Source organism: Clostridium simiarum, from assembly GCF_018919175.1.
GTDB classification, from domain to species: domain Bacteria; phylum Bacillota; class Clostridia; order Clostridiales; family Clostridiaceae; genus Clostridium_L; species Clostridium_L simiarum.
In genome coordinates this window covers 44,559-70,848 of record NZ_JAHLQL010000006.1, presented here as the reverse complement: position 1 = coordinate 70,848, position 26,290 = coordinate 44,559, and the positions used below count along the sequence as shown (strand labels likewise).

Sequence of the window (26,290 nt, the reverse complement as noted above, 5' to 3'; positions counted from 1 at the left end):
AAATTCTTCTTTAAAATATTTATCTAAAGCCTTTACTTCTTCATCCATAGTTTCAGCCCCTTTATATCATCTTTTTAAGTGCTTTATCTTTTGTGTAGTATGGTTATGTTCCTTACGTTCTCCCCTACTCTCTCCTTTCCTCAGGTCATAATATTAATAAAAGTCTGTCCCATGGTTGATACATAGTAATGTTTTTTAGATATATTTTTAACCTAGTCAATAGGAAGAGTCCTTATTTCTTCCTTAGATTCAGGTATTAATTTCACATTTTTTAAAACTCCTGAAATACAGACATATTTTTCACCTAAATCATACAAAATGTTTAAAGGATTTATCATGATTTTTTATTAATGCCATAAAATCATCCATATGCCTTTCTTTTTCTTTTGAGATTGTATTAATACAAGTAAATATATAAATAAAAAAACCGTTTAGTAAATTACTAAGCGGTTCCCCATTTCAACGCACAAAATTAACAGTTAACATTGACACCCTATTAACCGCTTCATAAGATATAGGCAGGTATTCTGGCTTACAGATCATCCTCTTCTCAAGCCTTCCCATGAATGTTTTCACAGTGGCATATTTGAGATTCGTAACTGAATACAGCAATGGGTTTGCACCGGATTCTAACCGGTTTCCCTATTAATCTTCTGTGTTATCACAGAAGAACCTATATCTCTATTTTATTCTATTGTAAAATAATACTATGTATTCCATACAATTATACTTTTTAACAAAATTTTAGTCAATGTATTATTATGTTATAAATTAACCTATTATGCTAAAAGATAGGTTTTTATGGAAGGCATATATAGCTAAATTACTTATAAATTCAAACCATTACAAGGTTTAATTAAGAATGTATAAATATTATTTGCTCCTTAGAGGTAATGAAAGATACTAAAGATTAGGTTTTTATAATAATTCTAAAACTTTATTTAAGAAAGTATTATAACCTCATAGTTAATCATAAAAGGATTTATAGGCTCTGTAAGGATCAAAGAGTTACTGCTCATAAAACAAAGGTACTGAGATTTTACAACCTTAGTACCTTTGGATTTTCTTATTTCAAAATAAAATTATCAACTACGTAAAATTATCTAGGCCCTCTTTTAAGTTCTATGTAGCTTAAAAAATCACCCTAATTCTTTTTAAAGTAAAAGTATATCTTAAATCTTAAACTTCTGAATCATTTCATTTAATTTCTCAGCAAGTTCTGCTTGGCTTTGTGCGGTTAATGCCACTTGCTCTATAGCTTTTGTAGTTTCATCTATACCTTCTTTTATTGTAAATGCTTCTTCACTGGACTTTTGTGCAGAAACAGCCATATTTTGAATTGCTTCACTTACCTGTCCAACTGTTGCTGTAATTTCTTCAGACATAGCAGCTATTTCCTCTGACATGTTACTTACAAAGTCCGAATCATCATAATACTGATTACCTGTTTTTCCATAAGCATTAAATTGTTCATGAACATTTGTATTTATGAACTCTAATATATCACTTCCTGTATCAATACTGCTTTTAAATGCTTCTTGTACTTTTACAATAGTTTCTTTAATATTTGTTACTGCCTGTCCAGATTGTTCTGCAAGTTTCCTAACTTCCTCTGCAACCACTGCAAAACCTCTTCCTTGTTCTCCAGCTTTTGCTGCCTCTATAGCTGCATTAAGTGAAAGTAAATTAGTTTGCTCCGCTATACCTGCTATAGTATCTGCCATAACTTTTATACTATCTACTACTTTTCCATCTTCTATAGCTTTTTTCATCATTTTTTCTTTTTCATCATATAATTTTCTTGTTTCTTCTATAGCTTTTTCACTGTTGATCTTAACCACTGTAGCTCTTTCTTTAAATTCATTTGCATTATTACTTCCTTCCATAGCCTTTTGAGAAAGTTCACTTATACTAGCATCAACTTCCTCAGTTGATGCACTGATTTCTTCTGTGGTAGCGCTTGTCTCTTGAGTACCAGAGGTAATAGAAACTATTGCCTGATCGATGTTTTCTGCCTTTGAGAATAATTCTTCCGCTGTTGCTGAAAGTTCTTCAGAGGATGCACTTATGTCCTGTGAATTTTCCATAATAACCTTCACTAAAGCCTTAACATTTTCTTGTGCATTATTTAAAGCCATACCTGTTTGTGCAAATTCATCTTTTCTTGTTAGATTAATTGGAGTTGATAAATCATAGGATGACAACCTCTCTGCTAAATCTTTTATCTTATTTAATGGCTTTTCTATATCTTTTGCTGTAAGTATGCCTATTAAAATTCCCATTAAAACACCAAGTACACTTAAACTAATCATAACCATGTTAGATCTAGTATATATGGAATTAATATTATCTTTTGCTAACTTAGCTTCATTTCTATCAATTTCTATAAATTCATCAAGATTATTTATCATATTTTTTTCAACAGCTTGCATATCGTCATACAGCCTTTTTGCCTCATAAGAATTATTAGCTTTTACTTCAACCATTACACCTTTTCTTAAAGCTCCACTTTTTTTAACATCAATTTTAAATCGTTCTAATATTTCTTTTGATTCAGATGTCATAGGTAGTTTTTCATATTCTTCTAAATATCTATAACACTCTTCTATCTTATTTTTAATGTTTTTTTCTGCTTCTATAACATCAGATGGATCCTCATCATACATCATAGTTAAAATTTCGCCTTTCATTTCTCCTAAATTAGACTTTATTGACAATAAATTATCTATGCTTTGAAGATTGTTATTATACATTTCTTCAGCATCTTTATCTACATCTTTAAGCGAAAGTCCTCCTACCACTCCTACTATACCTATAAACATAGATACTATTAAAAAGGCACTTATTAATTTTGTTTTAACTTTTACATTTTTTAACATTGTATATTTTCTTCCCTTCCTTTTACATAATATATTCTTTAAAATCCTTAATAGAAAGCGGTTCCCTATAATATTAATTTTGTACTACATTACAAGCTAAATTAAGAGCTACATTCATCTTCTCTTTAGTTTTTTACTCCTTTAGTAGTTATCTTATAACTAAAAGTTTATCCTATAACTTTTCTGTAGTACTCAAATCTTATTTAAAATTTCATCAAAAAGCGGTGACATCTTTGGATAAAGCCTTCTAAAGTTCAGCCGCGGTAGAAACTTTCTCTAAAGTAAAAAACTTTTTTATGACAGATTTACTACGCCTTTTGTTAAAATTTTGGTTTTATGATTTTTAATGTTATCTACAAAGACCTTGTCTATCTTTACTAAATCCAAAGGAGTATTAATCAAATAACTTAAATAAGAACAAGCTGTAGCAAACTAATCTCTAGGCTATATTAAAACCTTCTTCTATTAATTCATTCCACGCTTTTATTTTTTCATTAGAAATATCAATTAAAAATCCTTTTGTTGTTTTCTTATCCACTACATGAAAAGAATTCTTTAGTTAGTTTTTAATTCTATAATTTCAATTTAAATACTTATTCCTCATTCAATTGTACATTATAACATAATTCGATAAAATATTAAAATTTACGTTGATTTTTTATATAATTAAATATTTTCCTAAATAATTAAAGTTTTTTTATATTTATATTTGTATTTATCTTTATATTAAAAATATAAAAAAGCCAATTGGAGTAATTCAAAACTACTCCAATTGGCTCTATAAAAAGAGTTCTTGCCTTTAGACACAGTGATTTTTCCTTTAATATATATTCTCCACAACACTTTGCCTTATTAATAAGTTATTTTTATAGGCTTATATTTCCATTATAACAGGCAATATTAATGGTTTCCTTTTTGTTTTCTTGTATAAAAATTCCCCTAAATCATTTCTAATGGTGGTCTTTATTACTGACCATTCAATAACATTATTGCTAAGACATTTATCTAATGATACTTGAATCAAACTTCGTGCTTCTCTTAGTAAATCCTCGGACTCTTTTATATATACAAAGCCTCTTGAAACAATGTCTGGACCTGCCATAACACTTACTGTTTGCTTGTCAATTGTCACTACTACCGTTATAATTCCATCTTGAGATAAGTGTTTTCTATCTCTTAAAACTATATTTCCTACATCTCCAACTCCCAATCCATCTACCATTATTCTTCCTGAAGGAACTTTACCAACAACCTGTACACTTTTAGATGTAATTTCAAATACTTCACCTATATCTAAAATAAAAATATTAGATTTATTTAAGCCTAAGTTTTCAGCAATCATAGCGTGTCTTTTTAAATGCCTATATTCTCCATGTATAGGTATAAAATATTTAGGTTTTAAAAGTCTGTGTATAAGCTTTATCTCCTCTTCACAAGCATGACCTGACACATGCACATCTTCTAATGAATGATAAATTACTTCTGCTCCTTTTCTATATAATTCATTTATTACATTAGAAATTGACTTTTCATTTCCTGGTATAGGAGATGCTGAAATAATGAATAAATCTCCTTTTTCAATCTTAATTTTTCTGTGAGTAGCTGTGGCAATTCTAGTAAGGGCAGACATAGGTTCTCCCTGGCTTCCAGTTGTTATAATAGTAATCTTATTATTAGGGTATTTATCAATCTCCTCTATTCCTATTAATACTTCACTAGGTATATTTAAATATCCTAGTTCTAATGCAACTTGTGATATTTTTTCCATACTTCTACCACTAAAGGCAATTTTTCTTCCTTGCTTTATTGATGAATTTGCAATCTGCTGAACTCTGTGTATATTTGATGCAAAGGTAGCAACTATGACTCTACCTTTTGCTCCCCAAAATATATTGTCTAATTTTTCACCTACAGTCTTTTCTGACATAGTATATCCTGGGCGTTCTGAATTTGTACTATCTGCCATAAGTAACATTACGCCTTGCTTACCCAGTGTAGCGTATCTTTCTAAATTTATGATTTCTCCATCAATTGGGGTATAATCTACTTTAAAATCTCCTGTATGAACAATTAATCCTAAAGGAGTCCGAATTGCTAATGAGCAACTATCTGCTATACTATGATTTGTTCTTATGAATTCTACGGACATCTTTTCTAATTTTATAACATCCTCTGGTTTTACAACATTTAACTTGCAATCTGATAGTATATTATGTTCTTTCAGTTTACTTTCCACTAATCCAAGCGTTAATTTTGTTCCATATATAGGAACATTCACTTGTTTTAGAATATATGGTAGTCCTCCAATATGATCTTCATGTCCATGAGTTATAAAAAATCCTTTTACCTTATCACTATTATTTATTAAATAGGTTGCATCCGGTATTACAATATCTATACCATACATTTCTTCATCGGGAAATGCTAAACCACAGTCAATTACAATAATTTCATCATCACATTCAATGGCGGTCATATTCTTTCCAACTTCACCAAGACCTCCTAGTGATATAACCCTTACTTTGCTTTTACTTTTCAATAAATTCACTCCTTATTATTTATTATTTCTATATGCTACTAAATCCAAAATATTTTTGAATACCCTTATTTTAATTTCCTTTAATGTGACCTTTTAAATCATTTACTAAGTTTAAGTGGTCCATATCAGCTAAAGTAAGAGAGTATGCATTTAACCAAATCCACTTAATATGCCCTTTTCATAAGTCTTCCCAGAAACTAACTTTATAAACACATACAAAAATCTCTACATTATATTAATTCATCTATTTTTGAATCCCTTCTATATATACATGATAAAGTATAAACTAATAAATTGCATTATATTATTAATAATTATAAATAACTTTAGTATATAAATTATAATGCTACATATATTCTTAACTACAACCTTAAAAGAAAAATGCACCACCTAAAATTAGGATGGTGCGAAATTATTTAAGTTTTTCTATGACAAATACCTCATTATGATAATATTACTCTTTAAACCAGCCTCTTGTATTATTTGCAATCTTAACAAGGGTTAGCATTATAGGTACTTCTGTCAAAACACCAACTACAGTAGCAAGTGCTGCTCCTGACTTTAATCCAAATAAGGATATTGCAACTGCAACTGCTAGTTCAAAGAAATTACTGGCTCCAATCATACCTGCTGGTGCAGCAATATTATGAGGTAATTTCCATAGTTTTGACCATCCATAAGCAATACTGAATATTAAAAAGGTTTGAATTGTGAGTGGTACTGCAATTAATAAAATATGAAGTGGATTATTTAATATGATTTCTCCTTGGAATGAAAAAATAATAACTAAAGTTAAAAGTAATCCTATAATAGTTACATTATCAAATTTCTTTAAAAACACATCATTAAAATATTCTATGCCTTTATTTTTTATAACAGATTTTCTTGTTAAATACCCTGCTGTAAGAGGTATGACTACAAATAATATAGTTGATAAAATTAATGTTCCGTAAGGAACTGCAACATCACTTACCCCTAGTAAAAATGCCACAATAGGTGTAAAAGCTATTAATATAATCAGGTCATTTACCGCTACTTGAACTAAGGTATATGCTGGATCTCCTTTAGTAAGATAGCTCCATACAAATACCATTGCTGTACATGGTGCTGCCCCTAATAGTACTGCACCTGCTAAATATTCCGTAGCAAGGTTTGCTGGAATAAATCCTTTAAATACAACTTTTAAGAAAAATGCTGCTATAAGATACATTGTAAATGGTTTTATAAGCCAATTAGTAACACAGGTAACTATTAACCCTTTAGGTTTTTTAGTTACGCCTACTATGCTATTAAAATCAATTTTTAACATCATTGGATATATCATAAGCCAAATTAAGATAGCAACTGGTATTGAAACATTATAGTATTCAAATTTATTCAAGGTTTCAGGTATAATAGGCATAAATTGGCCTATAAGTATTCCTACTACAATACAAAGTGCTACCCATATAGTAAGATACCTTTCAAATATTCCAAGGCCTTTCTTTTCTTTTTTACTTTTTAAAGGCATAATTAATCCTCCTTTATAAAAATTCATAGTTTATAATATAAATTATTCCTTTAAATTAATTTCATTGTTTTTAATTCTTTTTGATAAGTCCTTAATTTTTTCTTCAATAGTCTTTGCTATTTTAATAAACTCTTCATAACCTTTACCAGTAGGATCTTCTAATCCCCAATCTTCTGTATGCTTAGCAGGTAAAAAAGGGCAAACAACATTACACCCCATTTTTACAACAATATCAACTTCTGGTATATCCGTTAATAATTTAGATGTATGCTCTTCATTCATGTCCACTTCATACATATCTTTTATAATTCTTACTGCATCTTGATTTATTTGTGGTTTAGTTTCTGTTCCAGCGGAATATGAATCAAAAACATCAGATGCAAATAATCTTCCTAATGCTTCTGCCATTTGAGATCTACAAGAATTATGAACACATATAAATGCTACCTTTGGTTTCATAAAACTATCCTCCCTATAATTACTTTTATATAAGTAAGTGTATCTATAAAATTCCACTACAAAATTTATGTTGTGACTTTGTAGTGGAATTATACCTAGTTTATTAAATGGCCAAGGTTTTCACCCTTAACTTCTTCAGCCATCCACTCTATAACTGCAAAATTACCTTTGGATATTTCATTTACCTTATTAATCCACTGTACTTCATTGCTTGCTTTTACTTTTAAAATATCATTAGTTGTATTTGCTGCATAAAAACTTGAATTGATAACCCACCATTTACTGTGAATATCAGCTCTATTCAAATCTTCCTGAAGCCTCATAGCCTCATAAACTGGAGTTGTTTCAGCTAATGTTACAATAATGACTTCTGTGTCCTCTTCATTCCTAAGCTTAGGTAAAAGCTTCTTAACTGATTCTGGAATATCTCCTTGTGAACGCTGAATTTCTTTATGATAACTTTGAGTGGAATCTAAAAGCAGTAAGGTATGGCCTGTTGGCGCTGTATCAATGACTACAACCTCATGCTCTGATCTTTCAACTATTTCCGCAAAGGCTCTGAATACTGCAATTTCTTGAGTACAAGGTGATCTTAAATCTTCTTCAACATAAGCAATATCATCTTCACTCATTGTTTTCCTTGCTTTACTTAATACCTCTTCTTTGTATTTTTCAAGTTCTTCTTTTTCATCTATATGGCTTAAAGTAATTCCATAATCTTCATCTAATACAAACTTTAAATGGGCTGCTGGGTCAGTAGTTGTTAAATGGACTTTCTTCCCTTTTTTAGCCAATGCTACTGCTATTGCAGCAGCTATTGTAGTTTTACCTACCCCACCTTTACCCATTGTAAATATTACTTTTTTATCAGTATTATATAAATCTTCTATTACATTATTTAGTTTAGGTATACTATTAATATTTAATGTTTCATTGTTATATTTAATATTGTTATCCCTTAAAAGTGCTCTTACATTTTCAATGCCTGTTACATTATAAGGTCTTAATGGAATTTCAAAAGTCTCAAAAGTTTTGAGTGATTCTGGTATATCCTTTAATGCTTTTTGTTGCTTAATATAAATAGCCTTAGAAAGATCATCTTCATGTTCTTGGAGTACACCGTTAATAACTAAAACTTGATTATTTACTCCTATATCTTGAAGTTCCTTAGAAGCTCTTTCAGCTTCTTTTAAAGGTGATACTTCTGGGCGTGATACTAGTATAAGCGTAGTTTTTTCTTTATCAGCTAAAGTACTTACTGCACTTTTATAAATTTCTTTTTTGCTTTCAAGTCCTGAAAGCTGTCCTAAACATGAAGCCCCATGTGTACTTTCACTAATAAAATTACTCCAGGCTGATGGGAGCTGTAACATTCGTAGCGTATGTCCTGTTGGTGCTGTATCAAATATAATATGATCATACTCCTCTGCTGCTTTTTTATCAGTTATAAATGTGGAGAATTCATTAAATGCAGCAATTTCCACAGTGCATGACCCTGAAAGCTGTTCCTCCATGTTTTTCAGAACTACTTCTGGTAGTTTTCCACGGTAAGGAGCTATTACACTTTCCCTATATTCAGCAGCAGCTTTTTCTGGCTCAAAGTTTGCCACCACTAAATTAGGAACTTCTTTTATAGAAACTCCCTTATTATTTAATTCTGTATTAAAAACATCCTGAAGATTTGAAGCTGGATCTGTGCTAATAAGCATAATCTTTTTACCCATATCAGCTAGAGTTACTGCTACAGCACAGGCTGTTGAAGTCTTACCAACTCCACCTTTTCCAGTGAAAAATAAGTATTTTGTTAAGTTTAAATCTTCTAAAATGAATTTTTTAAACATTAATATCCCTCTTTTCTGTTTTAACAACATCCACCTTTACATCCACAACTACTAGATGGTTTTTTTATATTAGCTTTTAAATCTTCTTCTGCTATACCTAAAATTTCACAAAACTCTTTATTAGTTGGATAGGCTTTTGTTTTTACAATAACCCCATCAACCATTGTAACTGGAAGTACCTCTACTCCCCCTTCATTTAATATCTTGTTTATTTCCTTGTTGTCAACAAATATTTGTGGGTTACTAGTTAAGTTATGTCTTTCAACTAGTATCCCATTATTCTTTAGATTATTTATTACTGTAGAAACTCTTAACAGTTCACGGTCCACAGAGGGTCCACAAACTCCTGTTGAACAACACATAGCTGGATCAAAAATTATCATTTTTTTCATATTCATTCACTCCTTTTTATTTACATTCACATTTATGTTTATCTTTACAGATACAATCATCTGTATCTGTCATAAGATTCATAAGAAATAAAATAAGCTTGTTGCAGTTAGAATTATTAAGGGAATAATAACTCCATAATCCTTCCTTTCTAGATTCTACAAGTCCACAGTCCATTAAAACCTTCATATGGTGGGAAAGTGTTGGCTGAGTAAATTCAAAGTGTTCTAATATATCACAAGCGCACCTTTCTCCACAGGACAATATATCAATTATTTTTAATCTATTACTATCTGATAGTGCCTTAATAATTTTTGCATTATCATCATAATTTAAATTCATTTAATCCCTCCTATATAGATAATCATCTATATATTCAGTATAGTTAATCAGCTATATAATGTCAATACTTTCTATGTTTTTTAACATTAATTTAGTACTTATATATAAAGCAATATATATACTTATCTATATAGCCCTATATTATGCAGGTAAAATATTAAATGTGAATATATTTTATATTTACCTCATTTTCTTGTTAATATAATATTGTAGCCACAGAAAATCCATCATCCAGGGATGCATATAGTAGTAAAGATTTTTCAAATCATTTTTTTATAATGTAAATGAATAATTAAGTCTAACAGAGCCATATAAAAGAGGATACCAAGATTTTTTTCATCTTAGTATCCTTGAATTTTCTTATTAAATTTATTTTAACTTTAACAAAGCCTATGATCATAATCTCACTGGTTAAATTAGCTGACTGTTTTACCAATCAGAAAGGCGCTCTTTTTAGATGCAGATACCCTACCAGGTGATTCATCAAACTTAATTTTCACTTCTCCCCATGTGGTTGCATTACCAATAAATGAAGAAGCATTGCTAAGCTAATTTATACTTTTCCTCTTCCTAATTTTTATTTCTGCACCTATAAATAAGATAAAGAAAAGTATGATTTGAAAAAATATACCATTATAAGTATCAAATTGTGTCATTTCTAATAATTCTTTAATATTATCATAAAGGAGATATGAAATGCTAACCACTAATAAACCTACTGGAGTAGAGATAAGAATATAGTCTTTTAAATTAAAAAGAGTAGCAATTCCTTTACAGGTGGCTATTAAATAACAGGTAGATTTAACAAAAACCCCGAATATAAAACTTAAGATTATAGTTACTTCTATTCTTTCTAAAAAATTTCCTACTTCAATTCTTTTTAAAGCTGTATATGAAGGAAAATAAGAAGTAATTAGAGTATTAGTTCCTAAAATCATAATATCACATATAGCCATAATAAAAAGCAATATACCTGCAAATAACACACCTTTAGTTAAAACTTTCCCAATTGAAGATTTATTTTCTAGTGAATCAAATATCATTATAAAAACAATACTTTCTGTAAAAGGAAAGCTTATGGAAGATAACGTTCCCTCAATTATAGGCCTTATACCATCATACATAACGGGAAGTAAATTTTTAGGGGACATATTATTTAAGGATAGAATATAGCCCAATACTATCATAAAAACTACCAAAGGAAGAAAAAAAGCACAGAATCTTCCCAAAACAGAGACACTTTTCTTTGTCATATATATACACAATAATATTGTTATGGTCATTGTAAAAACTTGAGATATTTCTCGTATACGTACTACTCCAATTATGTATATAAACTCCCCAATATCTCTTATTATAAAAGCATTAATAAGTAAAGAATACCAAATAAATAGTATAATAAATATCTTCCCTAATATTTTTCCAAAAACAATTTGGCATATTTCAAAGAGATTTTTACCATGAAAATTGCTAAACAATCTTGCATAACATAATCCCATAATTAAAGATATTATTACTGCAAAAATAATAGAAATCCATGCATCTCTGCTCGCAGGCCTTGCTGTTCCTAAAACAAGTGTGGATCCCAGTGTCGCTAGAAATATAATACTTATCCCTTGTTTGTCTGTTATTTTTTCATTCATATCTCACCTTACTTATTTTATATAAAAAATTTTGATATAGCTTTTATAAGATGTCTTGGAACCAACTGAAGATATTCTAAAAAAGAAACCGTTAATAAAATTATACTTAGTATAATGTATACCTTTAGTTCTTGTTTTTTTTGAGTTTTATACAAGGTTATTATTTCAGTAATTATTAACAATACACAGAATACAATCACTAAAAATAGCATATCTTTAATCCTCCACCTTAAGTTGTTCTGATATTGATGCAGTTCCCTTAATCTCAACATCAACACTTATGTTGAATTGGATAGATACAAAAGCATTAGACCAATTATTTTCATATTTCTTCCATACATTTGGATGTTTTTCTTTAATATTTTTTCCAATACCAATAGCATCACATTCAAGCTCATGTTGAAGTTTAAACAGGAGAGTTTCAATATCTTTTTTAATTTTATTTTCAGCTTCCTTTTTGAGATTTTCTCTTCCATTCTCCTCTAAAACATCTATTTTATAATTCATTATTTCTACAATTTCTGTTATACTAGTTGTCTTAATATTTATGTTAAGGTTCTTTTCATCATATAATAATTGAAGCTTTGTTTTACTTTTTATAATTCCTAGAGTTACATTTTGCTGTTCATTATTTTCAGACCATTGTACAATCAATGCTCCGCCTTTTTCTTTATTTTTAATAAGTCTTAAAGTTTTACTTTCATTTGAATCTAATATTCCCACCATTTTATCTTTTTTAAATACTGCAAGGCCGTAAACTAATGGAATTTTCTCATCTTCCATAGAGTCCATATTAATTAAAGGTAAAACTAGATTTTGTCCTTCACTACTTATATCATCTATAAGTTCATAAAATTTAACATAATCATATTTTGAAACCTTATCAACACTTTTAACGGTATCATTAAGAAAAATTGATACAGGTTCTTTAAGTTTTTCCTTTCCCTTATAAAATATATCGTATGCATTTTCATCGTTTGCTATAAGTACTGGAAACTCCTTTCTTATATGAGCATTCCTATTGAACATATCTAGTATAGGAGAAATGCCTTCATCAGCAATATTTTTACTAATAATAAAAACTTTAAGATGAGTCCAATATGCTCTTTTACCAAGTTTAATAACTAAATTTCTAATTGCATCCAAAATAGTTAGTCCTTCTGCTTGTAATATTTCAGTATTTATTTCAGTATTTTTTTCCTTTGAAGATACTGCTGGTTTAAAAACCTCAACGGTTAAAATATATTTATCATTATTTTTTTTATCAATAGAGACTCCTAATATTAATGGAAGATTATTTATTTCAGTGTAAACAGTACATCCAGTAATATTTAAAAGAAGTGTTAGCAATATAAAAAAGCATATTTTTTTATGTTTCTTCATTGTAAGTCCCTTCTTTTCTGATGCATTCGTATTCTGTTTTTCACAATAAACTTAGGTCTATATTTCATAAGCCAATGTGGAACTCTAATAGCTGTATCTCTTATATTTTCTTTACTTATTATATCCGTATATTCCATATAGTTTACTCCGAAGGATTTCATTGACATCAAGTAAGTAAAAAGTCCAATTATAGCAAAAATATAACCATATAATCCTAATATAAAGGAGGCAATTAAAAAAAGAAGTCTCAAAACTATTACAGATTCCAACATAGATGGAACAGCAAAACCTGATACACCTGTTAATGCAACTACAATTACCATTGGTGCACTTATAAATTTTGCTGACACAGCCGCTTCTCCAAGTACAAGTGCACCTACTATGCTTATTGCCTGACCTATTTGCTGTGGAAGTCTAACTCCTGCTTCTCTCAATATTTCAAATGTTAAAAGCATAAAAATAGCCTCAACTATTGTTGGAAAAGGTAATCCTTCTCTTGAAGAGGCAATACTCATAAAAAGGCTGGTGGGTATCATTTCTTGATGGTATGCAACAACAGAAACATAAATTGCAGGTGTACTAGTAGTTAAAAAAAAGCAAATGATCCTTAAAAGTCTATTAAACGAAGAAAATAGATAATTATTATAGTAGTCTTCACTTGCTTGAAATAATTCAATAAATAAACATGGAAGGGATAAAACAAAGGGAGTACCATCACAGATAATTACAACTCGCCCTTCTAAGAGCTTACCCGCTGCAACATCAGGTCTTTCGGTATTGGCTATAGTCTTAAAAGGAGATAGAGGTTCATCTTTAATAAATTCTTCAATATACCCTGATTCTAAAATTCCATCTATATCAATATTATCTAATCTCTTTTTTACTTCATTAACAATTTCATCCTGTGCAATATCTTTAATATAAACAATACAAATTTTAGTTTTAGTTCTTCTCCCTATTTCATTAAACTCAATCTTTAAATTTGGATCTTGAATCCTTTTTCTTATAAGATTTATATTTACTAGAATACTTTCTGTAAAGCCTTCTCGGGAACCTCTTACTACATTTTCAGATGGCGGAGTACTAATAGCTCTTGTTGGTGCTCCTTTAGTGTTTAAAATAAGTGCTCCAAAAACACCATCTATAAAAAGAGCTGTTTTACCGTACATAATAGAAGTAATTATTACATTTACATCTTTAGTTTTTTCAACTTCATCACATAAAACAACGCTCTCCTCAATATAACTACATAATTCACAACTTTTTAGAGAATTATGATTTTTAGAATTTACTATAGGTTTTATTACATTTTCATTTATAATGGTTTTATCAGTCAATCCATCTATAAAAACAATACCACATCGTATTTTAGAATCTTTACTATTAAAAGTTCTAAATTTAACAATATCATCCTTTTGGAATAATGCTTTTAGCTGATTTAAATTTGTTTCTAACTCTGAGTTTAAATTAAACATAATATATCCATCCCTGATATCATTTATATTTTTTTACATGTATGGAGTGTTTTATATAGTATTACGCAAATTAATTTAAACTATACAAGTTCTATACTTTAACTAATATAATTATTCTGGAATCCTCCACTGCTAAACTTATTATATTTTATTACTTATGATAGGGTATTTTTACGTGAAAAAATAGCCTTAAGTATGTTATTTCAACTCTTAAGGCTACAAAGCTCATTTATTTATGGTAGGGTTCTCCATAACTACTTCAAATGAGGTTTATAATCTTCTATTAGCAATGAACAAATATATCTATCAACTAGGGTTCCCTTATTTTTAACACTTTTTCGCATTAACCCTTCTACTTGAAACCCTAAATTAGTTAATAAAGCTAAAGATCCTGTATTCTCCTTTTGTAAAGTTGCATATATTCTAATTAACTTTAATTCTTGAAATGCATATTTAATAAGCATTTGTGTCGCTTCTTTAGCATAACCCTTCTTCCAAAATCTTTTTCTTATCCAATACCCAATTTCGCCATTTCCATAATTATGATTGATATTCTCTAAAGATACAACTCCTATAAATTCTTCTGTAAAATTATCAAAGATTCCAAGTTCAATTGAAGAATCATCACTTATAGAATTTAAATATTTCAAATAACTTTCTGCATCTTCCAAAGTATATGGATATGGAACTGTATACATATATTTTGTTTGTTCAATATCATTTATGTTTTCTTGAAGCATTTTTGCATCAACTTTAGTTGTAAGAGTTTCTAAATAAATTCTTTTACCCCTTAATAAAAGTTCCCTCAAAATCTCTACTCCTTCTCAAATTTTTACCAGCACTTTCTAAAAAATATTCCAATGCATCAATACTAACTACTAGTCTTATAATCTGCATTTTTTGCTTCTTCATATTCAACACCTGCAATACCATTTTGAAGTAGTGACACTCCATTCACAACCTCCCTTTTGTATGTCAATAATTAAAAAAGCTGACTTCATATTTACACATCCCTCTTATAATAATAAGTAATCAATTTTTTTATTTAAAAATTCGGTTATCATAATTATATTTGATTATACTAGTTTCTCTCGCTCCCTATGGTCATTTGTAATATCAGGAATTTTTTTTCTAACCTCGCCTACTAATCATAAGTACAAAAAAAGAACAACATCAAAACTTACTTTCATATCTTCTGAAAAATTCATAATATGTGCGTACATTTTCTAATTCTGTCCACTTTTTAACATCCACTGGATCTTCATCAAGATCATATATTTTTGCTCCATCCATGGCAAGCAGAAATGGCGAATGTGTTGATATAATAAACTGACAGCCTAAAAAACGTGCCGAATCCTCAATAAACTTCATTAATTCCATCTGACGTTTTGGAGAAAGACTGTTTTCAGGTTCATCCAATATATATAGCCCGTTTTCATTAATTTTTTCAATAAAATATTTGAATGCACTTTCCCCATTTGAATATTCTCTCACATTATCCATCAATTCATTTCTTATAAACCGTGACTGCGTTTTACTTCTAGCAGTATTTACTTTTTTTAGTTGCTCGTAATCTGCTATAGACTTCATTTGGAAATGGGAATATTTAGCCTCCAAATATTCTTCAAAAAGCTTTTCCCTCTTTTGGTCAATTCCTTCGTTAAGGTTACGGATATTCAACATATAATCAAATACATCATCACTTGTTATAATTCTGCTATTTTTAGGGATGCCATCTTCAAGCTGCATCTCACACATGTTCACATAATCTGAATAAAAATTAGATTTATTATAGATAGAATCTGGATTGATTCCTGCCTTTTCTGCTATCACATTTAATGCCGTTGATTTTCCCGAACCATTTCCACCATATAAAATCGTAATTGGCTCAAAGTCAACTCTTTCAAAACCATGTCTCGATAATATCTTAAATGGATAAAAAGAGTCATAGCACGTTCTTTTTTCCTCTATTAAAAAGTCAAATTCCATATCATCATTTGGAAATGTAAAAACATTTAAATAAACCATTATCATCTTCCTTACCTTTTGTCTTTAAAATAATTATATAATCATCTATAGCTTATATAATACTTCATTTGGATCTTCTTATTTCAAATTTTCAAATAAAGAATATGCTCATTTTGCGTGGCTAAACCTTTTATCTTGTTTGAATGCTTTTCGTGAAGGATTTCCTTCTACTCTAAAAATTGTACCATCTGTTAAATCATAGATGATGACCAAACAGTATCAAGTCCTTGTTTACGGTCATGTTGAATGTTACATAATTTCACTCTCCTATTTTAAATTTGAGAGCTAAGGTTAACTCATAATATAAGGCTACTTTAATAAAATTTTTATGTCAAGAATTATATGAATTTTCTGTCATCTCCTTAATACAACAAAAATAATATGAATTTCCTCAACTTAACGGATTAGCTAATATAATTTTTAAGATTTACATAAAATAATTTACACATTCTTAATTTTAATGCGATTAAACTATCAAACAGTAAATTCTTAATGGAGTTTACTGCTTTTTATATGAAAAAAATTACTATTTATTTAAAATTTATAGTATTTTATATAACTAGTCTTATGTTTTCTCTTAATTTGAAAAGACTTGAAAGACCTACTTTTATATTTATAAGTAGATCTTTCAATTCTTTTTAATTTATTATACTTTCTATGGCATAGGATACTCCATCTTCATCGTTTGACAATGTTATCATATTACAAATTTCTTTTATTTCTTCTTTTGCATTCCCCATAGCTATACTATATCCAGCTTCTTTTAGCATAGGAATATCATTTTCAGAATCACCTATGGCTACTATTTCCGATTTATTTATTCCATAATAATTCATAACATCTTTAACAGCCCGTCCTTTATGGATATCTTCACTAGTTATATCTATACTTATATCCATATAACTACTAATAGTTAATCCTTTTATGTTTTGTAGTTTTATACTAATCTTATCAACTTCTTTTTTATCATAGGAATATACTAAAATTTTAATAATATCTTTAGCATTATGTGCTATTTCATCCCAGGATAAATTAGTATATGACTTTACTTTTAGTTCATCTGAAACCTTATCATTAATATTGTCATATAAAAATCTATCATCATAATCTTCTATTGTATAAAATAAGTTTTTCCCTTTGAAAAAGCTCTTACAATTAGAATGCTTTAGTATATCAATAGCTTCAATAAGCGCCTCGTTACTTATATAATTTATAATTATATCTTTTCCTTTATCATAGAAAGCTCCGTTAAAGGATATAACTTCTATATCTTTATGAATTTCTTTAGCTAAATATTTTGAAAAACAATAGGGCCTTCCAGTAACTATAAAAACTTTATTTCCTTTATTAATTGCTTTTCTAATGGATTCTTTGTTAACATCACTTACCGTTTTATCACTTCTTAATAATGTTCCATCAAGATCAATACAAAAAGCTTTCATTAAAATGTTTCCTTTAATATTCCTTCTAAATATTCTCTTGAACCAAATGGTAAGTGATTAAGAATGGGGGATTTTAATATCTTTTCAAATTCTTCTTCTTTAACACCTAGATCAGATAACTTCTTTCTTATTCCAATAATTTCCAACAACTCACATATGTAGTTATAAAGAACATTATCCTCATTATCTAATTCTATATTTGGATTAAATAACTGAGCTATCCTATTAAATTTTTCTTTATTTTCTTTAAAGGATTGTTTTATATAAGGAGGAAAAACCACTGCTAAAGCTTCACCATGAGAAACATGAGAAATTCCTCCTATTATTTCTGATAATGGATGAGGTACAGCTGCACCTGAATTTGCTAAAGCTCTTCCTGCTAAAGTGTCTGCCATAGACATTTTTTCACGGTATTCTATGTTACTTGGATCCTTCATTACTTTAGGTAAGTTTTCGATAACTAATTCCATTGCTTTTAATGAATCCATTGAACTAAATAAAGAAGCCCTCTTATTTATAAAGCTTTCAAAGGCATGAGTAAACGCATCGAAGCCTGTTGAAGCAGTGATTCTTGGTGGTAATGTTAAAGTTAATTCTGAATCTATAATACATTCCTTTGAAAATAAGTCCTGGTGAAAAAATGTTATTTTTTCATCCCCTTTTGTTATTACTGCAGCTTGTGTTACTTGTGAACCTGTTCCTGATGTGGTGGGAACACTAATTAAAGGTAATATTGTATTACTGTAAGAAGGATAATCTTCAAATGGAGAGCTAAATTTATTAAATATATCCTCCCAATCTATTTTTTCCAATCCATTTGTAAAGGCAATAGCCTTTGCTGTATCAATACTGCTACCACCTCCAACTGCTAGAACAAAGTCTACTGGATTCTTTTTTAACATATGGAATCCTTCTTGTACTATTTCTACTTTTGGATTTGGTTCTACTTTATCAAAATGAAAAACTTCAATATTAGCACTTTCTAGAATCTTCTTTGTTCTGTTATATAGGCTTTGTAGTGGAGCATCCGCTGTTGTAACCAAAAGACACCTTTTACCATATTTCTTGCAAATCTCACCTAGTTCATTTAATCTACTTGCACCAAAATGTATTTTGGTTGGTTGATAATAATTAAACATAATAAATCCTCCCTTTAATATTTATATTTTAAGTATAATGATAAATTCTCTTATCCTCTACTTACCAAAGTATAAATTCAAATCCATATCCATACGGCAATCTATAAACATATGTCTATAATTTTACATTTTATTTATTATTTTTCTATTATAAATAAACGTTATATCTTCACATATCATTGTGGTAACAATCATACGCTCTAACCTGTATACAATGCCATTTTCAGAAGGATATAATATAGTGGAAAGTAAGGGAGGTTATTTAATGATTTATATTATAGATACAGCTAACAATGAAGAAATTAAAGACTCTTTATCCCTTGGAATTAATGGAATTACCGCAAATTCTTCAATGTATTTAAAAAACAATGAAAATTTTTATAGCTTCTTAAAGAAGTACTCTTCAACAAATCTTGATTTCTTAAGTGGTGAGGTTATGAGTGCTACCTTTGAAGATATGGTTGAAGAAGTTAATAAGATTCAAGAAATAAATAAGAATATTGTAATTAAGATAAACTTTTCAAAAGAAGGCTTAAAACTTTGTAAATACCTTAAAGAAAAAGGTATTAAAAGTGCAATGACATTAATTTTTAATGTTGCTCAAGCTTTAGCATCTATTAATGCTGGTGCTGATTATCTATTTGTGTTCATTGGTAGAAATGATGATAATGGACATGATGGACTTTCAATAATTGAGTCAATACAATCTATTGTTAAAGATAAAAATTACAAAACAAAGGTGGTAGCTGCCTCTATAAAAAATTTATATCAATTAGAAAAATTATCTACAATGGGCATAGATTTTGCAGCCATCCCTTATAACTTATATATAAAATCTCTTTATCACCCTTTAACTGAATCAGGTATTAAAACATTTAAAGAAGACTGGAAATCCCTAAAAAATCTTAATAATTTATAGTTTCAAATCTATGGAAAACTTATTTAAATTTGGTTTCCATAGTTTTTTATTTTATATTTAATTAATATAAAATAAAAAGACAAGTACTCTATTAGCGACTGTGTCGTGTGGTACAACTTAAAATTTAATGATTTCTTGCATTGTGGCAGACAGTTTTAGTGAACTGTCTGCCTTTTGCTGTTCTTAGGCTATTTTTAGTTTCTCGGCTAACGCTGTTGTATCTGCCAAATCCATCAGCCCAATCTCACGATAAACAATTTTAACTTTCTGTGGTGCGGTACGTGAGTATTTTTCTTCTTTCTCAGAGACAATGATTTTGCTAATGAACAGATGTAAAATTTCTGCTGTTAGCTCCGGTATTTCAGGATATTGTTTGGCTCTCTCAATAAAAGCATCGATGTTGGTAACACTACTTTTGAGTTTTTCAAGCTCTTTTTCTTTTATGGGAATGGTAGCTTGTAGTTCTTTTTGCTCGTCAAGGTAATCGTCGCTAAGACTTCTGAATACCTCATTTGGAATCTTGCCAAGAACGTTGTCCTCATATAATCTTTTGAAGAGTGAACGCAATTCGGCATCACGCTTTTTTAGAATATCAATGTGCTTTGTCAACTTACCGATTTCCTTTTGCACCTCCGAATTACTCTTATTTCTGAGGTATCTGCCGAATAGATCACTGTGGTTTCTTGCAATGTGTAGCACTCTACGAAGGTCATCAAGCACCATTGTCTTGATGGTTGCTTCAGTGATATATTGAGCGGAGCAAGCTTCTTTGCCATTCTTATTATAGCTTCTGCACTTGAAATTATTGTAATTGTTACCCTTGGTGCGTGTACGAAACAAGTCCATTTTGCTACCACAGTCCGCACAGTATACCATTCCTGCAAGGATATTGGGTTCATCTATTGGCGCAGGTTTCACCTTGCTTTCTCTCAATTTTTGCACAATATCCCATATTTTCTTTTCAACCAATGACTCGTGCGTATTCTCAAATTTCACCTGTTCTTCTTTTGGGCGTACCACTCGTTTTTTGTTTTTATAGGATTTTGTGGTATTCACAAGGCTAATGGTGTGACCAACATAAACCTCATTTTCTAAAATTCTGACGATGTTCTCTAAGTGCCACTTGTATGGTTTATCAAGATTAAGATTGCCATTTTTAATACCTTGCCTTTGATACTCATAGTGGGCAGGGGTTAATATTTCTCTTTTTGTAAGCTCTTTTGCAATTTGGTTAGGACCTTTACCTCCGACACAAAGTGCAAATATTAGTTTTACAATCTCAGCAGATTCAGGATCGGGTACGAGGTGCCTTTTCGGATCTTTTGGGTCACGCATATATCCATATGGCGGTTTTCCACCCATCCAAGCACCTGTTTCAGCTTTCGCTCGTTTGGCAGCACGAATTTTACGTCTGCAATCTTTTGCATAAAGCTCGTTTATTATATTTTTGAACGGGGTGAAATCATCGTTTCCGTAGAGGCTGTCTATGCCATCGCCGATGGCGATGAACCGAACATCATAGTTTGGAAATACAATTTCAGTGTATCTTCCTACCTCTAAATACTCTCTGCCAAATCGACTCATATCCTTGACGATAATGGTTGCTACCGCATCGTTTTCTACAAGCTCCATCAGCTTCTTGAAGGCAGGTCGGTTGAAATTGGTTCCCGAATATCCATCATCATTTAGGAATTTTAGATTTTCAAAACCATTTTCCTTTGCGTACTTTTCCAAGATTAGTCGTTGATTGCTAATGCTGTTGGACTCTCCTTGGCTGCCATCGTCTTGACTTAGTCTTGCATATAAAATTGTGTATTTATTGTTTGCCATTGCTACGACTCCTTTCTTTCATGGCAAACCGAATACGATGTGTGCGATTTTCGCAACAACATCATACTCTAAAGGTTTGCCTAAGTCTATTGCAATATCACTTTTTAACCCACTTTATTATTTAGCTCCAGTTCCATAAGCTCGATAATTTTTTCAGTAGGTGTACTTTCTGAAAAAGTTGGGAATATGGAAGTCACATAATAAGGTCTGCCATTAATTTTCATTTGTCGTTCTGTTCTGATTTCATCGTCTGTAATGTACACTCCTGCATCACGATAAATCGGCAGGACTTTACCGTCTTTTTCAGCTAAGAGTGGCATTGTTTCTCCATAAAAACCTGTATTCAAATTTTCTGTATTCTTCATATCATCAATCTCATTAATACATTCTCATATCAAAATCTTGTTCTTGCTCGCTTTGAATTTTGTGACCTGCCGCAAGTTTTTTGAGATTTTCACGCTGTTTTTGCTTTCTGTCCGTCCAACCCTTTTGGGTAAGTGGTAGCGGAACATCGCCCATACTTTCAAGGTTTTTGCCCAGTGAAATGACATCTTTGGTAAGTCCATAATAGTTTTGCATTTCACCCAACCATCCCTCCGGTGGCTCATAGGTTATAGGTTTAAATCCTGTTTCTTGTCTGAAATCAAACAGTTTTTGTAAATTTTCCTTGAGATAAGCGTCATCGTGAAGCTTATTATCTCTGCATTTATAACCCTCGGGAGTGGTGTAGGTAATGTATTTTCTTGTGTCACTCCAGTTGACTTGATAACCCTCGTATTCCATATTGTGAATGAAACTTTCCCTGTCGGTGGAGTATAAAAGAGCATCTTCAATGGCGGCAATAAGTTGTAACTTCCAACTTTGGCTTCGCTCGGCTGCACGATATTCTTTTTGCTTTATAGCTTGTCCTCGTTTCAATTTTTGGTATGGTTCCAAAACATTAAGCCCATGAGCCAAGCAAATTTGGTCATTGACCATTCGCTGCTCCATTAAAATATCATGGTTTTGATGTAACTTTTTGCCTGTTTTGAAGCTTACAGAGTTTACCACAATGTGATTGTGTGGGTACTTGGTGTTGCAGTGAGTAGCAACCATAACTTCAAAATCAGGGAAAAGCTTCTGCGCAAACTCCAAACCAATTTGATGAACCTCTAAAGGAGTAACCTCGTCTTTTTCAGAAAATGACTGCACAAATTGATAAAACTGTCTGCCATCATCTTTCTTGTACGTACTGCTGTTTGGTGAGTCACATTTCTGCAAAGCCACTGTAATAGTTACAGTTAATCCCTGTGCGAAGCGGAATGTCATTGTAGTAAACCTTGTTGCTGTCAGAGATATAATTGAGCACCCCAGCCATTGCACCCTTGGTTTGTTTCTTATTTTTGACCGCACTAAACACCGCCATCGCTGTCCACCACCTTTGTAAGTTCGTTAATTTTCCAATAGATTTCTGTTAATGATTCTTCAGTTTCATCAAGGTTTACTGTGTTAATCACACCTTGGTGGCTGAGCATTGTGAGCTGATTAAGATTATTTCCAATCTTTTTTAACTGACTTACTATCTCGGGCAGTGCATCAATTATAATAATTTTCTTTTCTAAGGCTGATTCTGTGATGTAGTCTGTAACCGACATTTTTGCTCTATTGGCTTTTCGTTTTATGGTATTTAGGTCTTTTTCAGTTATCCTAAATGCGTAATTCCTGTCTTTTACTTGTTTCATTTAATTCCTCGCTTTCGCTTTAAACTATGCTTCTTTCGTAAACAAGTGGCGCGGGTCTCCCGCCGAGCAGTGGCCGCCGTATAGGCGGACGCTATGCTCGCCCTACCCAAAGGGTAGGAATTCGTAACCGAAAGCTCCTCCGCTAATCTAAAATCGGTATAAATCCAAAGCTGTCCGCAACGGTGGCTTAATTTGCGGTTTTGTATCGTTTTCGTGTTACTATCCCACCATATCCGTCAAAGGCTCACACGTTGGCGAACAGGGGGCAACGGTGGCGAGATTACTCTGTGCTGACGGGAGCTGACACGTAGACGGGAGATTTTGAGGGGAATTTTCATCCGTCATCGTGTCATTGGGAATATAACTGAGAGAAAACTCTCGCCTTTCAAAGGTTCGGTTTTCAGAATAGGTAATGTTGTTTTCAGTTAAATAACTCATATGCTTAATGATTTTCTTTTTCAGTGCAGATGGGTTGCACTCCAGTTTTAAACTTTCTCCAAGCTCCGTTGCTGTTCCAGTAAAACTGCCAACCGATTTAATAAAATCAGAGAGAAGAATAATCACCTCATCAATCTTTTTCTGCTCTACATCAATTGGTTCTCGCAGTTCCCAAAGAAAAGTGGTTTTGTTAAATTCCAAAAACAATTCTCGCTGTTCAATGTCACGCCCTGTGCAGATAAGCATTGCTCGGTTCTCAATTCTTTTTTCTTTCTGTAACACAAAGTTTGTATCAGCTTCGCCAGCGATGCCACTGGTGCCAGAAATCATATTGAGTGGGTCGCTGTCACCAGTTTTTCTAAGGTGATGAACCAAAACAATCGCAATTTTATATTTATCAGCAATTTGTTTCAGGGCGTTGATGTCATCATAGTCGGCGGCATAGGGATTTATATTTGCTGATGTATTGCTGCTAACTTTCTGCAAAGTATCAATCACGATTAATCCAGTTTCAGAATGTTCCTTGATGAAGTTTTCAATCTGAATCTCTAAACCGTTTCCAATGGTGTCGCTCATAATTGCAAAGTGAAGATTTGGCGGTGCATCATCTGTAATTTCAAACAATCTGTTTTGTATTCTCGCAAAGCTATCTTCAAGGCAAAGATAAAGCACATCGCTTTTCAGCGTTTTAAATTCCCATACCTTTTCGCCTTTAGCAACCTGCAAGCAAATCCACAGCGACAGCCAACTCTTGCCGATTTTCGGTGAGCCTGCTAAGATGTGAAGACCCTGTGGTATCAGCCCATCTACAATGAATTTGAGTTGTTCAAGTGGTGTGGTCATCAAAGTTTCTGCATCCATGGTTTCAAGTTTATTTGTCATATAAAATCCTCCTGTGATAATTAATTCTGTTGTTGTCGTTCTACCTAAAGCAGTTCCTAACCGAGGTTCTCTCCGTCGTTTTCGTCGCTCGCTCTTTCGAGGTCGTGGCAACCGTATCACCTTTAGACGATCATTTAATTTTCAAGATTCAAAGTTACTGATTGATATTCTCAAATATATCTGATACAATAATGGTAACACATTAAAAAAACTTTTCAATAGCTTTTGGGGGTGTATCGCAAAGTCAGGTACATCTCAAAAATTCATCTGATACAGAAGAGGTAATTTTATGATTGAGGGAACAAAAGGAACAAACGAAAAAGTGAATACATTGCAGGAATTCACCTTGATGTTTTGGAAAAACCAAATATTAATTAACGACAACAAAATTCCTTTAGGGCAGTGTACAACCGACATTTTAAATTTAAATGATGACTATTTAGTTGAAATGAACGACAGTCGCAATGCCCTTGTAGTTGCAATGAAGACCTTATTTAATCCAAACATAAAAAAAGACCTTGCAACCGTTTCTGAAATACAGAACAAGTTAAACAAGGTTTTAGACTTGGAGATTGCTTTACCGCCATTTCATTATTTAATTGATAAGGAGTTTGGGCACTCCATGCTTGCGGATATCTTTAATACTAAGCCACAAGGGTTCGCTGCATTGACAGACAGAAACACACATCAAGGAGAGGTATTTTATCATTTTATATTTATGTTAATTTCTTTCATTGATGAAACCATAGCTTTCAAAAAGTATATTTCAGTGATGCTTGATTTGTATTTTGAAAAGCTAAATAAACGTAACGAAGAGCATTACGCTGTTGGGGTTTACAGCTTTTTCACTGACACAAAGCTTTTGAATGAAATTCGTGTGACTATGCCACCTATACTATCTTTTGATTTTACACAGACAAGAGAAGTGGGAATAGAATACGCACCTATGAGAAACCCCGAAAATGAAAAAGAGTATTTGATTGCTGAACGCATTGTATTTAAAAGCATGGGTGCATTTTTACACTTGGATTTCTTTAGAGCACTTATGAATGGTCATTGTCCACGCAGATGTCACAACTGTGGCAAATACTTTTTGCTGTTGTCGGGACATAACACTTGCTATTGTTCCAATATGGCACCTAACCAAAAGAAAGTTGGTGATACAAAAACCTGCCGTGATATTGGTGCTCACATTAAGGAAACGCAGAAAAAAGAAAAGCGTACCCCTACACAGCAGGAGTACGACAAGGTCTATAACAGACTTAAAACACGAAAGAACCGTGGCAAGCTATCTGTTGATGAATGGAACAATCAAGTAGCTGAGGCCATCTCCTATATGGAGCAAAATCAAAGAGGTGAGCTTTCTGATTTTGAGTATAAGGAATTGATGGAAAAGTTTTAAGATATTTACGATCCTCCATTTAAGTTAT

23 protein-coding genes, 1 pseudogene and 1 riboswitch are annotated in these 26,290 nt (G+C 31.3%); of the genes and pseudogenes, 2 read left to right on the top strand and 22 right to left on the bottom strand.

Annotation, left to right across the window (positions count from 1 at the left end; translation table 11 throughout):
- Window positions 1-500 precede the first annotated feature (500 nt).
- A riboswitch (cobalamin riboswitch) is annotated at window positions 501-692 on the bottom strand.
- 480 nt (window positions 693-1,172) lie between these two features.
- From KQI89_RS14785 to KQI89_RS14715, 17 genes and pseudogenes are all read right to left on the bottom strand, one after another.
- Complete coding sequence (locus KQI89_RS14785; RefSeq protein ID WP_216457711.1) at window positions 1,173-2,879, bottom strand: methyl-accepting chemotaxis protein; 1,707 nt, start codon at window positions 2,877-2,879, stop codon at window positions 1,173-1,175.
- Between the two features lie 874 nt (window positions 2,880-3,753).
- On the bottom strand, window positions 3,754-5,418 hold the full coding sequence (locus KQI89_RS14780) for a ribonuclease J (RefSeq protein WP_246583133.1): 1,665 nt from the start codon (window positions 5,416-5,418) through the stop codon (window positions 3,754-3,756).
- Between the two features lie 454 nt (window positions 5,419-5,872).
- Entirely contained in the window at window positions 5,873-6,928 is a 1,056-nt protein-coding gene (gene arsB, locus KQI89_RS14775; RefSeq protein ID WP_216457709.1) for an ACR3 family arsenite efflux transporter, read from the bottom strand.
- A 42-nt stretch (window positions 6,929-6,970) separates the two neighbouring features.
- Entirely contained in the window at window positions 6,971-7,387 is a 417-nt protein-coding gene (locus KQI89_RS14770) for an arsenate reductase ArsC (RefSeq protein ID WP_216457708.1), read from the bottom strand.
- A 95-nt stretch (window positions 7,388-7,482) separates the two neighbouring features.
- Window positions 7,483-9,228 carry an arsenical pump-driving ATPase gene (gene arsA / locus KQI89_RS14765; protein ID WP_216457707.1) on the bottom strand — a complete coding sequence of 582 codons (1,746 nt, stop codon included), beginning with the start codon at window positions 9,226-9,228 and terminating at the stop codon, window positions 7,483-7,485.
- A 20-nt stretch (window positions 9,229-9,248) separates the two neighbouring features.
- Window positions 9,249-9,620, bottom strand: a complete 372-nt coding sequence (gene arsD / locus KQI89_RS14760; protein ID WP_216457706.1) for an arsenite efflux transporter metallochaperone ArsD — start codon at window positions 9,618-9,620, stop codon at window positions 9,249-9,251.
- 16 nt (window positions 9,621-9,636) lie between these two features.
- Complete coding sequence (locus KQI89_RS14755) at window positions 9,637-9,960, bottom strand: ArsR/SmtB family transcription factor (RefSeq protein ID WP_216457705.1); 324 nt, start codon at window positions 9,958-9,960, stop codon at window positions 9,637-9,639.
- A gap of 548 nt (window positions 9,961-10,508) precedes the next feature.
- A complete protein-coding gene (locus KQI89_RS14750; protein ID WP_216457704.1) occupies window positions 10,509-11,603 on the bottom strand; it encodes a GerAB/ArcD/ProY family transporter in 1,095 nt (364 codons plus the stop codon).
- Window positions 11,604-11,620: 17 nt separating this feature from the next.
- Window positions 11,621-11,815, bottom strand: a complete 195-nt coding sequence (locus tag KQI89_RS14745; RefSeq protein WP_216457703.1) for a hypothetical protein — start codon at window positions 11,813-11,815, stop codon at window positions 11,621-11,623.
- A gap of 4 nt (window positions 11,816-11,819) precedes the next feature.
- The gene (locus KQI89_RS14740; RefSeq protein ID WP_216457702.1) at window positions 11,820-12,986 is read right to left on the bottom strand and encodes a Ger(x)C family spore germination protein; all 1,167 of its coding nucleotides are present in this window, start codon (window positions 12,984-12,986) and stop codon (window positions 11,820-11,822) included.
- Window positions 12,983-14,461, bottom strand: coding sequence for a spore germination protein (locus KQI89_RS14735; RefSeq protein ID WP_216457701.1), 1,479 nt, complete (start codon window positions 14,459-14,461; stop codon window positions 12,983-12,985). Before KQI89_RS14735 ends, KQI89_RS14740 begins: the two co-directional genes overlap by 4 nt.
- A 254-nt stretch (window positions 14,462-14,715) precedes the next feature.
- Window positions 14,716-15,270, bottom strand: coding sequence for a GNAT family N-acetyltransferase (locus KQI89_RS14730; RefSeq protein WP_216457700.1), 555 nt, complete (start codon window positions 15,268-15,270; stop codon window positions 14,716-14,718).
- On the bottom strand, window positions 15,245-15,373 hold the full coding sequence (locus KQI89_RS17945) for a hypothetical protein (RefSeq protein ID WP_281418328.1): 129 nt from the start codon (window positions 15,371-15,373) through the stop codon (window positions 15,245-15,247). Before KQI89_RS17945 ends, KQI89_RS14730 begins: the two co-directional genes overlap by 26 nt.
- 261 nt (window positions 15,374-15,634) lie before the next feature.
- Complete coding sequence (locus tag KQI89_RS14725) at window positions 15,635-16,489, bottom strand: AAA family ATPase (RefSeq protein WP_216457699.1); 855 nt, start codon at window positions 16,487-16,489, stop codon at window positions 15,635-15,637.
- Window positions 16,490-16,597: 108 nt separating this feature from the next.
- Window positions 16,598-16,734 (bottom strand): annotated as a pseudogene (locus KQI89_RS17775) (C45 family autoproteolytic acyltransferase/hydrolase); the annotation flags it as partial.
- A 393-nt stretch (window positions 16,735-17,127) separates the two neighbouring features.
- Entirely contained in the window at window positions 17,128-17,931 is an 804-nt protein-coding gene (locus KQI89_RS14720; RefSeq protein ID WP_216457698.1) for an HAD family hydrolase, read from the bottom strand.
- Entirely contained in the window at window positions 17,931-19,070 is a 1,140-nt protein-coding gene (locus tag KQI89_RS14715; protein ID WP_216457697.1) for an iron-containing alcohol dehydrogenase, read from the bottom strand. The genes KQI89_RS14720 and KQI89_RS14715 overlap by 1 nt, the downstream gene beginning before the upstream one ends.
- Window positions 19,071-19,335: 265 nt before the next feature.
- Between KQI89_RS14715 and KQI89_RS14710 the strand changes: the two genes are divergently transcribed.
- Window positions 19,336-19,989 (top strand): transaldolase family protein, encoded by a 654-nt coding sequence (locus KQI89_RS14710; RefSeq protein WP_216457696.1) that lies wholly within the window; start codon window positions 19,336-19,338, stop codon window positions 19,987-19,989.
- Between the two features lie 183 nt (window positions 19,990-20,172).
- Here KQI89_RS14710 and KQI89_RS14705 read toward each other — a convergent pair whose 3' ends face one another.
- From KQI89_RS14705 to KQI89_RS14685, 5 genes are all read right to left on the bottom strand, one after another.
- Complete coding sequence (locus KQI89_RS14705) at window positions 20,173-21,819, bottom strand: recombinase family protein (protein ID WP_216457695.1); 1,647 nt, start codon at window positions 21,817-21,819, stop codon at window positions 20,173-20,175.
- 104 nt (window positions 21,820-21,923) lie between these two features.
- Window positions 21,924-22,184, bottom strand: coding sequence for a hypothetical protein (locus tag KQI89_RS14700; RefSeq protein WP_216457694.1), 261 nt, complete (start codon window positions 22,182-22,184; stop codon window positions 21,924-21,926).
- Between the two features lie 13 nt (window positions 22,185-22,197).
- A complete protein-coding gene (locus KQI89_RS14695; RefSeq protein ID WP_216457693.1) occupies window positions 22,198-23,211 on the bottom strand; it encodes a relaxase/mobilization nuclease domain-containing protein in 1,014 nt (337 codons plus the stop codon).
- The gene (locus KQI89_RS14690) at window positions 23,211-23,540 is read right to left on the bottom strand and encodes a plasmid mobilization protein (RefSeq protein WP_216457692.1); all 330 of its coding nucleotides are present in this window, start codon (window positions 23,538-23,540) and stop codon (window positions 23,211-23,213) included. The genes KQI89_RS14695 and KQI89_RS14690 overlap by 1 nt, the downstream gene beginning before the upstream one ends.
- Window positions 23,541-23,759: 219 nt before the next feature.
- Window positions 23,760-24,860 carry an AAA family ATPase gene (locus KQI89_RS14685; RefSeq protein ID WP_216457691.1) on the bottom strand — a complete coding sequence of 367 codons (1,101 nt, stop codon included), beginning with the start codon at window positions 24,858-24,860 and terminating at the stop codon, window positions 23,760-23,762.
- Window positions 24,861-25,149: 289 nt separating this feature from the next.
- Between KQI89_RS14685 and KQI89_RS14680 the strand changes: the two genes are divergently transcribed.
- Window positions 25,150-26,262 (top strand): DUF6076 domain-containing protein, encoded by a 1,113-nt coding sequence (locus KQI89_RS14680; RefSeq protein WP_216457690.1) that lies wholly within the window; start codon window positions 25,150-25,152, stop codon window positions 26,260-26,262.
- Window positions 26,263-26,290 lie beyond the last annotated feature (28 nt).

Excerpts from the sequence above, each read along its gene's own strand:
- KQI89_RS14785 (WP_216457711.1), bottom strand. The coding sequence starts at position 2,879 with ATGTTAAAAAATGTAAAAGTTAAAACAAAATTAATAAGTGCCTTTTTA.
- arsB (WP_216457709.1), bottom strand. The coding sequence starts at position 6,928 with ATGCCTTTAAAAAGTAAAAAAGAAAAGAAAGGCCTTGGAATATTTGAA.
- KQI89_RS14770 (WP_216457708.1), bottom strand. The coding sequence starts at position 7,387 with ATGAAACCAAAGGTAGCATTTATATGTGTTCATAATTCTTGTAGATCT.
- arsA (WP_216457707.1), bottom strand. The coding sequence starts at position 9,228 with ATGTTTAAAAAATTCATTTTAGAAGATTTAAACTTAACAAAATACTTA.
- arsD (WP_216457706.1), bottom strand. The coding sequence starts at position 9,620 with ATGAAAAAAATGATAATTTTTGATCCAGCTATGTGTTGTTCAACAGGA.
- KQI89_RS14755 (WP_216457705.1), bottom strand. The coding sequence starts at position 9,960 with ATGAATTTAAATTATGATGATAATGCAAAAATTATTAAGGCACTATCA.
- KQI89_RS14750 (WP_216457704.1), bottom strand. The coding sequence starts at position 11,603 with ATGAATGAAAAAATAACAGACAAACAAGGGATAAGTATTATATTTCTA.
- KQI89_RS14745 (WP_216457703.1), bottom strand. The coding sequence starts at position 11,815 with ATGCTATTTTTAGTGATTGTATTCTGTGTATTGTTAATAATTACTGAA.
- KQI89_RS14740 (WP_216457702.1), bottom strand. The coding sequence starts at position 12,986 with ATGAAGAAACATAAAAAAATATGCTTTTTTATATTGCTAACACTTCTT.
- KQI89_RS14735 (WP_216457701.1), bottom strand. The coding sequence starts at position 14,461 with ATGTTTAATTTAAACTCAGAGTTAGAAACAAATTTAAATCAGCTAAAA.
- KQI89_RS17945 (WP_281418328.1), bottom strand. The coding sequence starts at position 15,373 with ATGAAGAAGCAAAAAATGCAGATTATAAGACTAGTAGTTAGTATTGAT.
- KQI89_RS14725 (WP_216457699.1), bottom strand. The coding sequence starts at position 16,489 with ATGGTTTATTTAAATGTTTTTACATTTCCAAATGATGATATGGAATTT.
- KQI89_RS14720 (WP_216457698.1), bottom strand. The coding sequence starts at position 17,931 with ATGAAAGCTTTTTGTATTGATCTTGATGGAACATTATTAAGAAGTGAT.
- KQI89_RS14715 (WP_216457697.1), bottom strand. The coding sequence starts at position 19,070 with ATGTTTAATTATTATCAACCAACCAAAATACATTTTGGTGCAAGTAGA.
- KQI89_RS14710 (WP_216457696.1), top strand. The coding sequence starts at position 19,336 with ATGATTTATATTATAGATACAGCTAACAATGAAGAAATTAAAGACTCT.
- KQI89_RS14705 (WP_216457695.1), bottom strand. The coding sequence starts at position 21,819 with ATGGCAAACAATAAATACACAATTTTATATGCAAGACTAAGTCAAGAC.
- KQI89_RS14700 (WP_216457694.1), bottom strand. The coding sequence starts at position 22,184 with ATGAAGAATACAGAAAATTTGAATACAGGTTTTTATGGAGAAACAATG.
- KQI89_RS14690 (WP_216457692.1), bottom strand. The coding sequence starts at position 23,540 with ATGAAACAAGTAAAAGACAGGAATTACGCATTTAGGATAACTGAAAAA.
- KQI89_RS14685 (WP_216457691.1), bottom strand. The coding sequence starts at position 24,860 with ATGACAAATAAACTTGAAACCATGGATGCAGAAACTTTGATGACCACA.
- KQI89_RS14680 (WP_216457690.1), top strand. The coding sequence starts at position 25,150 with ATGATTGAGGGAACAAAAGGAACAAACGAAAAAGTGAATACATTGCAG.